Below are 14,664 nucleotides of genomic sequence, written 5' to 3' on the forward strand. Positions count from 1 at the left end.
AGACCCTTTGAGGTCTGCTTTTTATTTAATTCCTATTACACAAAGACAATCTCTTTCTTCGTAACATTGTACACTTGTAAATCCTGTTTTATAAAAGAGATTTATTAGTTCTTCGGTCGTGTTAAATTTCTTCATATGATATTGAATTTTGAAAGTTTCAGCCACTAATAAAAAGGAGCCGTCCGGTTTTAAGACGCGAAATACTTCTTTTATATCTTGTTCAACATCAGGCCAAAAATAATGAGTTTGAAAGGCGGTAATGAGATCGAAGAAGTTCGTATGATGTGGAATAGAAGAAACGCTTGCTTGTTGAACAATTACTTTTTGTTTTTGAACATCTTTTGCATTCGTCTGTATAGAATTTTTCACAGCTTGATTGGAGTAATCAATCCCATATATTTCCCCAAGTGGAGTTCGTTTTGAAAGAGTGTGTATGGTTTTACCTCCACCACAGCCGATGTCTAATACGACTGCATCTGTCTTTATATGTACTTTCTGCAATGCCCAATTTATTAATCTCGTATGTGCAGCGTTCATAATACAAAGCATGGAGGAACCAATTGTTCCGCTAGGATTTTTTGCTTGCTGAATTAACCGTTGTAAAATGCTCAAGTTAAATTCTCCTTTTATGTAAGAATATATACTCATTTCGCCTTTTATAAATTAAATCCTTTAAAAAAGCACGCCGATAGACGGCGTGCTTCTAACAATGCAAATCCCCTTTTAACCAATTCCGCGCCCGATATGCCCCAACTGGAACTTGAATAAGAGATGTTTCATTCCCAGCATCTATTCCGTACAATTGATCACATGAATTTGTATCAAAACTAAGTAAAGGATGCCCGCCCATCCCCATCGCGGTCGCTGCAAAAACGAGTTTATGAACGAGTATACCAGCTTCCATTTGGTGAATGCGGTATCCTCTATAGCCTAATGCATTTGTATAGTAATCTTTCTTTCCGACTACATGTAAGCAAAGTGGTACTTGAAAAAGGTTCACGTTATCCATCGTCATACTAGACTGAAGTGGGTAGCGAAGGTCTCCATATCGAATTGGTTGTATGGAATGTGTTTTACTGTTATAAGCGTAAGCCCCGTTTTTAATATTTTTCACGTTATAAAAACATCCATATAAGGAGACGCTTGTATTTTCATTTGTATACTTACCGTCAAGATCGTTGTAATAGGGGAAGGAGAGACTCGCTTCTTGTAGTAAAGTAGCGAGCTCAGCTGCATCCCATTTCGTTAAAATAAAGTCAGCATCAGGGGAATACCGTTTTCTGCAAAGTTGTAAGAAATCATAATATAAACGCTCTACTTTCGGCAGTTGTACAGCGTGCGCATGATGTTGATAGTGCTCTTCATGAGCTAGTGTTTGGAACTGTGCTGTCGATTCGATCATAGAAGCCTCATTTATTTTTGTTATCATAGGATACTCATTTACATGCTTTGAGCGAACGAAATGTTCATGTGCGAGCGGCGGAATTTGTTGCAACAACTCATGAGAAGTAACTGTTTTATTTTCACGGTAATCATTGTGAAACCAATTAGTTTCTGGCTCTGTACTTAAAGGAATAACGGCATACACACTTTCTTCACATTCTGACAATCCGAGTAAATGATTCAGTGCACGGTCTAGAAATTGAAAGTATACGCCGTTCGTATAACCGAACTGTTTTGCACATTCTAGTAATTGTCCAATGAGAACCCCGCTATCTAATCCTTGAAGTCGATATGAAAAGTTATTGTATTTAAAGAAGTTTTTCCAAAACATAGTGGATACAAATGCAGCACCGAAACAATCATGTATATTACAGCGATTACCGAGTGCGTCTGCTAAATAAGAATCGAAATTTCCTTCGCGAAGTAAAATAAGTCGGTGATGCGCGGCGTCATAATGGTAAATGCCGTTTGGATAATCGTCAATCTTTAAATAGATATACAATTCATTCGGATATAAGGCACCGCCTGAAGGAATGGATCTACGTAATACATTTCTCTCGCTATTTAGCTGACATAATTGTGTTACACCAAATGAATACCAAAGGTAGTGACCAATCTCATTTAGAGTAGGTGTAGTAGAAGAGTTCGATAAAGATAACGGGATTTCTAAGGAGAGCGGGATGGTAGGTACATTTCGATATAATTTATAAGGAAGCGGTGCGTCTTTCCAGTCCACCTCATGATTCGGCATAATTTCATCGATAGAGAAATGGAGATGATGTAAAAAAGTATCTAGCTGCATGAAATCCCTCCTTTACTATGGAAACGGGTGCGGATGTGGATTTAATTTTTCATTTGTTAAAGGTTCGTCTGTATATCCAAGTGTCATCGGTACGGTATATACCCGGTCCAGTCCTGTAACCCGAGTAAGATGGTGTCCGAACGTCATTGGTAACATACCTGGAATAATAACTTTTACACAGTGTAGTCCGTTCTTTTCTATAAGGGGAACGGTTTGATCTACAACGATTACTTCAAGGTCAGATTGATGCAAACGATTTAAAAGTTGGTGGAGATCGGATGTTAAATCCATATCAAATGATTGTGATACATTCATTTCTTGGAACGTTTGCACCGGTGCATCTTCTCGTAAAAGGAAGTGAAGACGTTCTTCCGTTTCTTTCAATCCGTACAGCATACTATGGTCTTCCATTTTATTAACGAAATAAGGATCTTGTAAGCATTTTTCGTAGTATTCTCTTTTGTGCTCGAGCTCATCGTCTGTTATAAGTAACATGCCTGCTATTTCTTGAATGGCACTTTTTAAAGCTCGAATAGGATCTAAATGAGCGCCTCCTGCACAAACAACGTTCATTCCATTTTCACGCGTATTTTTTGCAATTACCCATAAGCTAGGGATGCCGTGTTCCATCGTCGCGTTAAAAGCGTGTAATTCATATCCGGTAATCGTACGTAACCGCTGAATCATTAATTGTAATTCTGTATCATTTGCTGAACTCAGATCAAGGCGGGGAAGAGGTAATTCTGCATACCAAGTGAGTAAGAAGGCATCACGCTCTACAATTTCTAAAATGCCGTGAAAAATCGCTTCTTCTAAACTACCGCCAATTGCACATCCATTTGATGTTTCATACACGAAAGCATCTCGATGACCGAGGCTATAATAAGCAATTGATTCAGGAACTAAAAGCGGTCTGTTTTGTGATAAAGAATATCCCCATACCCAGTTTTGCTCATAATCAGGATCAAACGGCTTAAATGGAAAATTATCACGATTGTAATGTTCATTTGTATGTACACCGAGCGAGAGGGGATTTAGTGCATGTTCCTCTAAATCATGGAAACTACCATGCACATTTGTCTTTTTCCCTCGAGGCGACATACCGCAATATCGTTCTAAACCTTCTAAAATAGCAGTTGCTTCACTTACTGCAAATGAATGAGTTCGGCCTGCAACACCTTCATTTCCAAACATTAATGGCATGTTTATAATGACGTCAGCGAATGGTAATAATGAATGCTGCATTTTGCCGTTCAACATACCGACCCGATAATCTAAATAGTCTCTCGTTAAAAATGTGTTTAATTCATGAATGGAACGGCAGCGATACGTTTCGGTGCTTACTTTTAAACTCGGTTGTAAAGAAACTTCCGCCGCATCCGCAGTATCATCAGGTAAATTACTACATACAGGACAGAGAGGATCTGGAAGAAAAGAATGCCGCGTACATTGTAATGTTTGTAAGTTTAGTAAAATAAGTTTATTTTCTAAAGAAGAATGGTTATGAGTTAATATTTTTTCTGTTTCTGCGCAAATAAGATGGCACATTTGTAACATTCCATTTTGGGTGGCACGTACATCACGCCTCGTTACATTATCTGCTTTAAAGGCATATTTCCGCTGTAGTTCCCACATTTCTTTTTGATCAAAACCAGCGATAAAACGGCGTCCATCAGAACAATGGGAACATCCAGGCGCAAGAGGATGAATGTAAGGACCGATAATACCTTCGCCAAATGAGGTAAAACCACGTAGCCACGGAATATGATTTGACCGAAAAATTAGCTCAGCATCATGATGAATAGTAGAAGGAGATCCATCATGTAATACGAGAGCGAGATGAATATTTTCAGGAAGTTCTTCTGTAAGGGTATGCTGACGAATGATGGAATATTGTTTGCATAAATGATCGTGTACATAGTCTGCAAGAAGGCCATCCCCTATAAGCAATATATTTTGTGTCATAGACCGTCCTCCTTTGCAATTAATACTCCGTATACACCATCTAAGTTTTCTTTCAAAAATGATTCAATTGCTAAATCAAATACGAATGGATAAAAATTATGTTCTTCTAAATGCTGTAAGGCAAGCTGTAAAGATTGCACACTTGGAATTTCTTCTTCCGCTTGTATTTCCACTCTAAAAGAATCCGTGTCATATAAAATAATAGATGATTCAGGCAAGATATTAGCTCTGTAAGGAGTCTCTTCACTTTGAATGTGGAGCAGTGATAGTTGTAGTGCGTTCCGTAAGGCTAATGTCATATTAATATTAGATGCACCGTACCATCTATCATTTATACCAACCCAAATGACTGGAAAACTGAGAATCTCTTCACTCATTGCGATTTTAGGTGTTTCATGAATTGTAGCAAGAGCATCGTAATAAAATCTACAATGTTTATCGTGAATATCAGTTAAATCAATCGTTGTAAGTTCTTCTAGCATATGTGACTGCCGTTCATACAATTTATTGTTTAAATGTTGTTGTAGTGCCCGGTAAAACCCTTCTGTCATCGTTTCTCCAGCACCGATACCGATATCGTTATGTTCAGGAATAAGGCGGTGAATGATTTCTGCTACATATGTTTCAATCCCTGTTAAACCAGCTTCTCGGCGTGCTTCATTATGAGTCAATCCACTGCGAGTCATAAGAGGCAGAAGGGGAGCTGGGCCATCTGATAATGGAGTGGCTACTTGAATATAGCATTGTGATAACGGTAATTGATATGAATCTTGTTCATCCCATACATGGAATATACCGGCTTCTTTAGAAGTTAATGAATCAAAAAAGCGGAATACATCAGTTGAAGTATGTTGGCCATACCGATGCTCAAGTTTTTCAGAAAGATTTTCTATCGTATCAATTGTAAAACTTTCATCAGTTGCAAGAGGGTGTTTTATAAAAGGATGCCACGTTCCTTCAAGTGTTTCATAGTTTAATAAAAAGAATTGTGATTCTTTTTCACGATAAGAATCATCCGCGACATGTTTAAACAATTCAAAAACGATTACATTTGCTAACATGGCAGATGTAATTTGTGAGAAGGAATCCGATGAATTTTCATTTTGCAAAGTCGTTTCATGTAGCCGATGCCATGCGGATTCCCAGCATTCATCACGGTTTTCCATTACGACAGGTCCAGCTATACCGAGTGTTGATAAACAAATAGCTGGTATAAAATTCTTTTTCGTTTCTCTACAAATAGTGTGAACTGTTTTTAAACCGTCAATGTCTCCATTTTGAGAAACATATAAAATCCAATCAAAAGGTTCGAATACTTCACGTAAGGGACGGTCAATTGTAGTATCGATTTCTTGAAGGAGTACACTGTTATCAACTTCATATGCACGTTCTATTAGCTCATGTATTCTGTCATAGTTTGTTTCATCTCGATCTGTAACGAGGTAATGAAATGTAGGTAAACCAGATTCTAATAAAGAAGAAACTAAGGAAGTGAGCATATCCCCAGAACCAAGTACAAGGACATTTGCTCCGCGGTACGTTTCGAATTTTAAAGCACCTGAATGAGAATCGGCTTCTAAAAATTCAATTTGCGAAGCATATCTGTCGAGTAATGTACTGTTTAATTCATGAGGTGCATCTTGATTTGCATCGCGAACGAAACCATTTTCATATAAAATCTCTCCAATTTCAAATACCCGATTTTGATAGGGGAGAGGGAGGCCATCGGTTATTTCTGCTAAAGAATAATTTCCGTTAAACATTGGCATTAATTTTTCAATCCAGTCATAAATTCCATCACCGTCCATGCGAAATGAACTGGCGTTATTTCGAAAATAGACACCCCCGTTTGAATCGGGGAGGAAGAAAGTATCCTTATTTACTTTAAGTTTTGCATGAATTGGAAGGTTATTCATTTTAATCCTCCTTACGTTTAGGCATACATTATTAGCTTATGTCATGACATTTGTCCCGTATGAACGCAAAAAAAGGCTGTAGAATGATGTATTCTACAGCCTTTATATATTAGATTATTAATCCATCAACCTTCTAATAATAATGATTTTGGATCTTCAAGCATATCTTTAACAGCAACAAGGAAGCTAACTGCTTCTTTACCATCAACAATACGGTGATCGTAAGATAAAGCAATGTACATCATTGGGCGGTTTTCCATACGCTCGTTATCAATTGCAACTGGGCGTACTTGGATTTTATGCATTCCTAAAATACCAACTTGAGGGCTATTTAGGATCGGTGTTGACATTAGAGAACCGAATACACCACCGTTTGTAATTGTAAATGTACCACCTTGTAGTTCTTTTAATGAAAGTTTGTTATCGCGTGCTTTTTTACCTAATTCACGAATTTCGCTTTCGATTTCAGCGAAGTTTAATTGGTTAGCATCGCGTACAACTGGAACAACTAATCCATCTGGAGCTGCTACTGCAATACCGATATCATAGAATTTTTTAATGATAAGCTCGTCACCTTGAATTTCAGCATTTAATAATGGGAATTGTTTTAATGCTGCAACAACTGCTTTTGTGAAGAATGACATGAAGCCAAGACGTACATCATGTTTTTTCTCGAAAGCATCTTTGCGTTCTTTACGTAATTCCATGATCGCACTCATATCAACTTCGTTAAATGTTGTTAACATTGCAGATGTTTGTTGAACTTCTACAAGACGTTTTGCAATTGTTTGACGGCGGCGGGACATTTTCACGCGCTCAACTGGTTTTTCGAATTCCGTTTTTGCAACTGGAGCAGGAGCTGGACTCTTTGGAGCAGCTGGTGCTTCTTTTGGTGCTGCAGCATGAGCTTGTACATCATGTGGTCTCACGCGTCCAAGTGGATCTGTACTACGTACGTCGTTTAAGTCGATTCCTAATTCACGAGCCATCTTTCTAGCAGCTGGTGATGCGATAGGACGGTTTGTATTTGGTAACCCTTGTAGTGTTGCAGTTTGCTCAGCACTTGGTGCCGCAGCTTTCGGTGCTTCAGCTGTTTCTTGTTTTGGTTGCTCAGCAGCCGGTGCAGGTGTACTTACTGTAACTGGTGCTCCATTAGCATCTAAAATTGCGATAGTTGCGCCAACTTCAACTGTATCCCCAGGTTCGCCTAGTAACTTCGATACAATACCTGAATCTTCTGCAATGATTTCTACATTGACTTTATCAGTTTCAAGCTCAACAACGCTGCCACCTTTCTCAACTTTGTCGCCTACGTTGATAAGCCATTGTGAAATAGTTCCTTCAGTAATAGATTCTGCAAGCTCAGGTACTTTAATTTCGATCATTTTAAATGTCCTCCCCTTATTTGCCTAACGGTGTGTTTTTTCTTCTTTTGTCTTCGGTAATCTCCATTTGTTAGCCTGGCCTTGGGCAGAATATCTGCCCAAGGAACAAGCTAGAAACCTTCATTGTTACTTTTTAGTTGCTGTAAACTTCAATTTCTTGTTTATCTTGACGGAAGTTATACTTCACATCTAAAGCGTGTGCAACAATTAGTTCTTGCTCAGCTTTGTGAGCGAATGGATCGCCGCCAGATGGACTAGAGCGATCAGGACGTCCAATGTAGCCTGTTTTCACTTTATCTCCAGCAAGTTCGAACAGAATTGGAGCCATGTAATGCCATGCACCCATATTACGAGGTTCTTCTTGAACCCAAATGATTTCTTCTAAGTTTTTAAAGCGTTTAATAATAGATTGAACTTTCTCAGCAGGGAATGGGTACAATTGCTCAATACGAACGACATGAACTTCGTCTAAGTTGTACTCATGTTTACCAGACTCGATTTCTGCTGCTAAGTCAATCGCCATTTTACCTGTGCTTAAAACAAGACGTTTTACTTTATTTGGTTTCATGCCAAGGTTTTCTTGTTCTAAAGCAGGTTGGAAACGTCCTTCGCTTAACTGACTAGCAGTTGAAAGCGTAAGTGGGTGACGTAATAAACTCTTCGGCGTCATCAGTACTAATGGTCGAACAGCTTCTGTTCCTAAGATAGATGCTTGACGACGCAGGATATGGAAGTATTGAGCCGCGCTCGTTAAGTTTGCAACTGTCCAGTTATTCTCAGCAGCTAACTGTAAGAAACGCTCTGGACGTGCACTAGAGTGTTCTGGCCCTTGACCTTCATAACCGTGTGGTAATAGAAGAACTAAGCCAGATTTTTGACCCCATTTTGCTCTTCCAGCTGACACATATTGATCAAATAATGCTTGCGCAGTATTTGAGAAGTCACCGTATTGCGCTTCCCACATAACGAGAGTTTCTGGAGCGAATACGTTATAACCATATTCGTAACCAACAACAGCAGCCTCTGATAACGGACTGTTATGAACAGAGAACGATGCATTAATGTTTGGTAAGCGATGTAACGGTGAATATGTTTCGTTTGTATCAGTATCGTGTAATACGATATGACGGTGTGCGAATGTACCACGCTGTGAATCTTGACCAGTTAAACGAATTGGCGTACCTTCTTGTAAAATAGAAGCGAATGCTAACGATTCAGCAAGTGCCCATTCAATTTTACCGTTCTCTTCAAGAGCATCTTTACGGCGCTCAAGAATTTTCTTCACTTTCGGATATACGTTAAATCCTTCTGGCCAAGATAGTAGACCTTCATTAATTGCACGAAGTGAGTCAATCTCAACACCAGTATCAATTGGTTGAATACCTTTTGCAACAACATCTGGTACTTTAACGTGAATTGTTGCGTCGCTCGTATCAGCTGGTGGTACTTGTGCATAGTCGGATTTTAATTGCTCTTGTGTAAACTGTGTAATTGTTTCAACCTCATCTGCATTTAGAACACCAGCAGCTTGTAATTGATCTGCATAAATTGCCCTTACAGTTGGATGGTTTTTAATTTTTTTGTACACTTGTGGTTGCGTAACTGCTGGATCATCCATTTCGTTATGACCGTAGCGGCGGTAACCAATTAAATCGATTAAGAAATCTTTTTTGAACAACATGCGATATTGAATCGCAAGGTTAGCAGCTGCAAGACAAGCTTCCGGATCATCAGCGTTCACGTGAACAATCGGAATATCGAAACCTTTTGCAAGGTCACTAGAATATTTCGTAGAACGAGAATCATAGCTATCAGTTGTAAAACCAACTGCATTGTTTGCGATAACATGAATCGTTCCGCCTGTTTGATACGCGTTCAATCTGCTTAAGTTGAGTGTCTCAGATACAATACCTTGACCAGGGAATGCAGCATCACCATGAACTAAAATTACGAATGATTTTGAAGTATCTTGATCTGGAAGACCAGATTTTTTACGATTCTCTTGAGCAGCACGTGCGAAACCTTCTACTACAGGATTCACGAACTCAAGATGACTCGGGTTATTTGCTAATGTCACGCGAGTGCTAACTTCTTCGTTACTAACGACTTGTTCTCTACCTAGGTGGTATTTCACATCGCCAGTCCAGCCAGAATTAGCCACTGCGCCTTCTATTTTTGCATGTTTGAACTCAGCAAACATGTGGCTATATGGTTTTTCTAATACGTGAGCAAGTACGCTTAGGCGACCGCGGTGAGCCATACCAATCATGACATCCTCTACGCCGTTCTTAGCACCTTCTAGAACAATTTCATCTAAAACAGGTACAAGCATATCAACGCCCTCGATAGAGAAACGTTTTTGCCCAACGAATGTTTTATGCAAGAATTGCTCGAAACCTTCAACAGCTGTTAAACGTTTTAAAAGAGCAGTTCGTTTTTTATTTGATAGTGGTTGACGCAATGAATTTGATTCCACCATTTGATGCAACCACGCGCGTTCTTCACTATCTTGTATATGAGAAAATTCATAAGCTAAAGATTTTGTATAAACGTCTTTTAATCTATGAATTACATCAAGTGCAGTGTGAATACCTTCTGGTGCATCTGGCCATACTGTTTTCGCTGGAATCGCTTTCAAGTCAGCGTCGCTCAGTTCGTTCAATGCTTTCTCAAGAAGAGATTGTCCATTTGCAGCATCTTCCATCGGGTTGATGTGAGCCAACGTGTGCCCGAAAGAACGAATCTGCTCAACAAGTTGAACGACTTTAAGAATTTTTTCAATGTTACCTGTGTTTTGAGGAGAAAAATGTGTTGCTGTGTTGTCCCCTGTTACGACATCATCTTGAAACGAAGGAGCTCCAAAAATTTCAAAAAGCTCTTGTAATTCCGGATCAACAGAACCTGCTCCAGTTACGTAAAGATCATACTGCTCAATAACATAACCAAGGTTCGGACCGTGGAACTTGGCCCAAGGGTTTGTCGTTGTATTCTTCCTCGTCATTTGTTTAAACCTCCCAATGCATATAATCCTTTTCCATACAAAGGTGCATTTTGCTCTTTTTCAATAAGTAATAAATCAATAATCAATGTAAATGTTTTCTTTACTCTTATGTTATTACAATAATTTACATAATACCAAACACTATTACTTATCTGTTTTGTAAAAAAACATTCACAATAACTTATCACCCAAGTTAATCTTTCATGTTATAAAGTAATTTTACAGAAAAATGGGGTGGATATATTTGGTATGCCTATACTAATAGCTGTAATTGTTGCATTTAAATATAGGTATAATAGTTAGAATGTTTCGATAAAATTAGTTTGAATTATGTATATTGAAATAATAAGCGCTTTCATAGATATTATACAACAATATAACGGAATATAGTATAAAAAATAAAAAATTATGAATTTATCGTAAACTTTATTTAGATAGTGTTAAATATTGAAAGGAAAGTGAAGGATTTCTACAAAAAAAGTTGCTAAACATAAAAAATGCTCCATAAACAGTTAGTTTCTATAAATATGACGAAAAACACCGTAAAACAAATAACGTATTTCGTGAAATAAAGAAATAAATGAAATGTTTTAAAAGGATAAAACAAATATGGAGATATTAAATTTTAAAAAAAGAAGTGAGGAGATATAGTAACATTTATTTACAGTGTTCCGTGTTTCGCTTCAAAATAGACGTGCTGAAATTGAAAAAAGTTTCTTCTATATTATTGAATATACTTATGGCACTTACAATGAGTACCGTCTTTATCTCATTTGTTGTTTTGGCAAAAAGATATTAAGATGGAAGAGAGAAAGGAAGATTAACATATGCAAATGATGTATGCTTTTGGCATTGGGCTTGTATTATTTTTAGCTGTATTCTTATTTATTCGTAAAGACGTTCAAGGCGGGACGTTAACGAAACGAGGATTTTATAAAATGATCGGCTGTTTAGTTGTTATGTTTATAGCGATTATTGTAATGATCGTTTTAATAAGTCAGTCACTATAGAATGAAAAAACGGAACCTTACTTTGGTAAGGTTTTTCTTTATTATTCAACCTAAAAATTACCACTAAATCCATTTACTATAAATGACTTATATTATATAATCCAATGAAATGATAGATAAGGAGTGTAGTATATGAATAAAAAAACTATCTTCTATTTATTAACTTGTCTACTACTTGTAGCTAGTACTACTTATATAATATGTAACAAAAGAGAACGAGTGCCACCTATATTAGTATGGGACAAACAAGAATACTATGTTACGAATGAACCAGCCAAAGTAAAAGAAGTTGGGCAAAAACTTGGCGAAGTAACAAAGAAAATTAAAACAAGTAGAAAACCTACTAAAAATAGAGAATCTAATACATTACAAGAGAAAACAGAAGTATTTACAATGATTGAGGAAGAAAAAAGTGATTACCCGCCTTTAATCATAAAGGAAGCTTATAGTGATGAATATAGGGTAGTGAGGCCGATGTTGAAGCAAGTATTGTGATGAAAAGGGGATTCATATGCAGACAGTAATTTCGTATCCGTGGGTGTTAAGAAAAATATTTGTCTTTTTCCTCCTATCGGTGCTGTTTATATTTTGATGAATAGAGGAGCGATACAAAAGAGAGATTTTATATTTATTATTTGCTGCTATGAATATATCACTTTGGTTATTGCTTATGATTTTTGATTGGAGTATGTGGATGGTAGTAGGGCATTATTTGTTTGGAGCAGTTGTTATTGTTTTTTCGAATATGAATAAGAGCTAAGCCAGCAACCTTAAAGTTGCTGGTTTTTATTTTGCTATTTATAATGAAGAAACAAATTTTTAATAGAGAGTAGTGGGCGTTATGAGATGGAAAGAGGGAACGTTTGAAAAAATAGACACGAATAACTCATCTGTTGAGCAACTTATAAACACGTTTAAGGAACAAAACTTAATTGGTGGAGCAATAATAAGCTGTTTTAAAGTGCATAACGAAAATTTTTTAAAGAAATACCACATTCGGAAGATGGACATGAGCACTTCTTTAGAAGAATCTTCAACTCTTTAGATATAATCAATAACTTAGAAGAGTTAAAAATACATACATCAGACAAATATAAGTTTCGTTTTAAAGAGCAGCTGGCAGTTATGCTTGATGGTAGCATTGCTGCGCAAATTTTGTGGGGCGGAGCATATGAAGGGTTTAAGGAACGACCAGTTATCGCAAAACAATTAGCAGTCAATGTATGTCAATATATGTTCCAAAATCGATACGAAGATATTAAAGTGTTCGAAAGCTATCGCCCTTGGACAGATTGGTTTTACGATGTTGCGTGGGATGTTACTTGGATGGTGTTAGATAGTAGGGAACAGAAAATGTGGTTCATTTGTGCTACGGATACAGATTGATAGAAGAGGGACCTTGTAGGAATGCTGCAAGGCCCTTTATCTTTTGGGAATTAATAGAAAACGAATCATATAAATGCTATACTAAAAAATGTTTGTAATGTCAGTTTCATAATATTGTATGATGCTGACTTACTAGAAAAGATAAGAGGAGAATGAGCGTGCAAAAGATAAAGAGATTATTGCTATTAATGATGGTAGTAGGATTAACAGCAGGTGTTTTAGCAGGGTGTGCAAATCCGAAAGATACTACAGAAGAATTTTTAACAGCGATACAAAAAGGTGATGTAGAAAAGGCTCGTACATTTGTTGAGAGTGACAAGGAATTTAATAAGCTAAATGAAAAAACAGATGATGCTGAGGCAAAAGCAATGCTAAGTGCAATTACAAAGAACTTTAAATTTGAAAAGCTAGAAGAAGTATCGAAAAAGGATGACAAAGCAGAAGTGAAAGTGAAAATTACATCTGCTGATCTATCCGTTGCTGTAACAAAAGCAGTGGGAGAAGTTATGCCAATGGCCTTCGCTAGCGCATTTAGTGAAGACAAAGAACAATCTGAAAAAGCAATCGAAAAAACAATGACCTCAACTATCATCAAAAACTTAACGGATAAAGATGCAGCAATGGCAACTCGCGAAGTTACATTGAACTTAAAGAAAGACAAAGATGGCGACTATAAAATCGTTGCTGACGATAACTTGAAAGAAGTATTGTTTGCAAATGCGAAATCTTTGGAGAAGATGTTTGGTGGGAAGTAATTGAATTAGATAAAAAAGAGACACTATATCACGTAGAAGGTTGATATGGTGTCTCTTTTTTATATGACCCCGGAGAGGCTCGAACTCACGACCTCCACCCTGTCAAGGTGGCGCTCTCCCTGCTGAGCTACGGGATCCCAACTATAAATGTTACCATCAGCAATGTATTTTCATTTCATTCGTGTAATCGGAGGATTTGTACAATTTGTTGAGTATTGTAACATTTGATGTATTCCTATAATAGCAACAAAATTTCATAGTGTAAAGATGTAATTTTCTGAATATCATTATTCCAATTTGTATATAAAAAATAAGCCCCGAAGAGCTTATTTCAATAATAATAATATCACCGCAATTATCAATGATATTATCAAAAATACAAGCATAAATAATAGAGCTCGTTCATGAGCTATCGTCCTGTAACTGTCATTCCTGCTGTGTAAATTGTATCTACAGAACCGTCAGCACTTACAACTTCAACTTTATAGCGATATGTTCCATTGTCTGAAATGTTTTCGCCATATCCTGTGAAAGTAGAAATTTCATCGTTACTTCCAGCTGGAACCCATTGATTTTGCCAATGGAAGAAAGTATCATATTCTCCCCAGTTATCGCCATATTTTTTCTCGATGCTGACATTGTAATGAATATCTTCAGCTCGGTCATTTGTAATTCTTGCAATTACGCTGTTACCAAAAGTAACTTGTGTAGAGTGTACTTGAACTGTAACACCGTTCAACGTTTCGCTAGGACCACAAATATAACGACAGAACTCGCTTGCTGCGTCAGCATGTGCTTTTGGTGTTTCAATGTTCATAACCGTTAAACCCCCTAAAGCTAAAGCTCCTGTTAATAATACTTTACTAAATGCCTTCACTTGAAATTCCCCCTAAGTATATTCTCAATTCGTTCGATAGATATCACATTAAGTAGTTTTATAACATTAATCTAATCGAACACTTTTTTCCTCGAGTGTATTCGCTATGAATCTTTCATCTTGT

At 37.2% G+C, this 14,664-nt stretch carries 10 protein-coding genes, 1 tRNA gene and 3 pseudogenes; 6 read left to right on the top strand and 8 right to left on the bottom strand.

What is annotated here, in order from left to right:
* Positions 1-21 precede the first annotated feature (21 nt).
* The 6 genes from ACTFN4_RS07285 to odhA all read right to left on the bottom strand — a co-directional run bounded on the left by ACTFN4_RS07285 (position 22) and on the right by odhA (position 10,512).
* The gene (locus ACTFN4_RS07285; RefSeq protein ID WP_439962187.1) at positions 22-612 is read right to left on the bottom strand and encodes a class I SAM-dependent methyltransferase; all 591 of its coding nucleotides are present in this window, start codon (positions 610-612) and stop codon (positions 22-24) included.
* 91 nt (positions 613-703) lie between these two features.
* Positions 704-2,245, bottom strand: coding sequence for a SagB family peptide dehydrogenase (locus tag ACTFN4_RS07290; protein ID WP_439962188.1), 1,542 nt, complete (start codon positions 2,243-2,245; stop codon positions 704-706).
* 15 nt (positions 2,246-2,260) lie between these two features.
* Positions 2,261-4,210, bottom strand: a complete 1,950-nt coding sequence (locus ACTFN4_RS07295; RefSeq protein WP_033695722.1) for a TOMM precursor leader peptide-binding protein — start codon at positions 4,208-4,210, stop codon at positions 2,261-2,263.
* Positions 4,207-6,126 (bottom strand): putative thiazole-containing bacteriocin maturation protein, encoded by a 1,920-nt coding sequence (locus ACTFN4_RS07300; RefSeq protein ID WP_439962189.1) that lies wholly within the window; start codon positions 6,124-6,126, stop codon positions 4,207-4,209. Before ACTFN4_RS07300 ends, ACTFN4_RS07295 begins: the two co-directional genes overlap by 4 nt.
* 125 nt (positions 6,127-6,251) lie before the next feature.
* Entirely contained in the window at positions 6,252-7,511 is a 1,260-nt protein-coding gene (gene odhB / locus ACTFN4_RS07305; protein ID WP_439962190.1) for a 2-oxoglutarate dehydrogenase complex dihydrolipoyllysine-residue succinyltransferase, read from the bottom strand.
* 133 nt (positions 7,512-7,644) lie between these two features.
* Entirely contained in the window at positions 7,645-10,512 is a 2,868-nt protein-coding gene (odhA, locus tag ACTFN4_RS07310; RefSeq protein WP_000197120.1) for a 2-oxoglutarate dehydrogenase E1 component, read from the bottom strand.
* 721 nt (positions 10,513-11,233) lie between these two features.
* Here odhA and ACTFN4_RS07315 point away from each other — a divergent pair.
* The 6 genes and pseudogenes from ACTFN4_RS07315 to ACTFN4_RS07340 form a co-directional block, all read left to right on the top strand.
* Positions 11,234-11,311 (top strand): annotated as a pseudogene (locus ACTFN4_RS07315) (permease); the annotation flags it as partial.
* A 28-nt stretch (positions 11,312-11,339) separates the two neighbouring features.
* Positions 11,340-11,522, top strand: a complete 183-nt coding sequence (locus ACTFN4_RS07320; protein ID WP_001178302.1) for a DUF3976 domain-containing protein — start codon at positions 11,340-11,342, stop codon at positions 11,520-11,522.
* A 132-nt stretch (positions 11,523-11,654) separates the two neighbouring features.
* Positions 11,655-12,017: a hypothetical protein gene (locus ACTFN4_RS07325; protein ID WP_439962191.1), complete on the top strand. Its 363-nt coding sequence runs from the start codon at positions 11,655-11,657 to the stop codon at positions 12,015-12,017.
* 16 nt (positions 12,018-12,033) lie between these two features.
* A pseudogene (locus tag ACTFN4_RS07330) lies at positions 12,034-12,282 on the top strand (hypothetical protein).
* A gap of 81 nt (positions 12,283-12,363) precedes the next feature.
* Positions 12,364-12,908 (top strand): annotated as a pseudogene (locus tag ACTFN4_RS07335) (hypothetical protein).
* 158 nt (positions 12,909-13,066) lie between these two features.
* Entirely contained in the window at positions 13,067-13,663 is a 597-nt protein-coding gene (locus tag ACTFN4_RS07340; RefSeq protein ID WP_001169495.1) for a DUF4878 domain-containing protein, read from the top strand.
* 64 nt (positions 13,664-13,727) lie between these two features.
* On the opposite strand, the gene ACTFN4_RS07345 is transcribed toward ACTFN4_RS07340, so the two are convergent.
* Together ACTFN4_RS07345 and ACTFN4_RS07350 are read right to left on the bottom strand one after the other, a co-directional pair.
* Positions 13,728-13,800, bottom strand: a tRNA-Val gene (locus ACTFN4_RS07345).
* Positions 13,801-14,072: 272 nt separating this feature from the next.
* Positions 14,073-14,540, bottom strand: a complete 468-nt coding sequence (locus ACTFN4_RS07350) for a hypothetical protein (protein WP_439962192.1) — start codon at positions 14,538-14,540, stop codon at positions 14,073-14,075.
* Between the last annotated feature and the right edge of the window lie 124 nt (positions 14,541-14,664).

The sequence above is a fragment of the Bacillus cereus group sp. MYBK95-2 genome (assembly GCF_051915225.1).
GTDB lineage: Bacteria > Bacillota > Bacilli > Bacillales > Bacillaceae_G > Bacillus_A > Bacillus_A cereus.

What these genes read in the sequence shown, in the direction of transcription:
- ACTFN4_RS07290 (WP_439962188.1), bottom strand. Translation starts at nt 2,245, where the DNA reads ATGCAGCTAGATACTTTTTTACATCATCTCCATTTCTCTATCGATGAA.
- ACTFN4_RS07295 (WP_033695722.1), bottom strand. Translation starts at nt 4,210, where the DNA reads ATGACACAAAATATATTGCTTATAGGGGATGGCCTTCTTGCAGACTAT.
- ACTFN4_RS07300 (WP_439962189.1), bottom strand. Translation starts at nt 6,126, where the DNA reads ATGAATAACCTTCCAATTCATGCAAAACTTAAAGTAAATAAGGATACT.
- odhB (WP_439962190.1), bottom strand. Translation starts at nt 7,511, where the DNA reads ATGATCGAAATTAAAGTACCTGAGCTTGCAGAATCTATTACTGAAGGA.
- odhA (WP_000197120.1), bottom strand. Translation starts at nt 10,512, where the DNA reads ATGACGAGGAAGAATACAACGACAAACCCTTGGGCCAAGTTCCACGGT.
- ACTFN4_RS07320 (WP_001178302.1), top strand. Translation starts at nt 11,340, where the DNA reads ATGCAAATGATGTATGCTTTTGGCATTGGGCTTGTATTATTTTTAGCT.
- ACTFN4_RS07325 (WP_439962191.1), top strand. Translation starts at nt 11,655, where the DNA reads ATGAATAAAAAAACTATCTTCTATTTATTAACTTGTCTACTACTTGTA.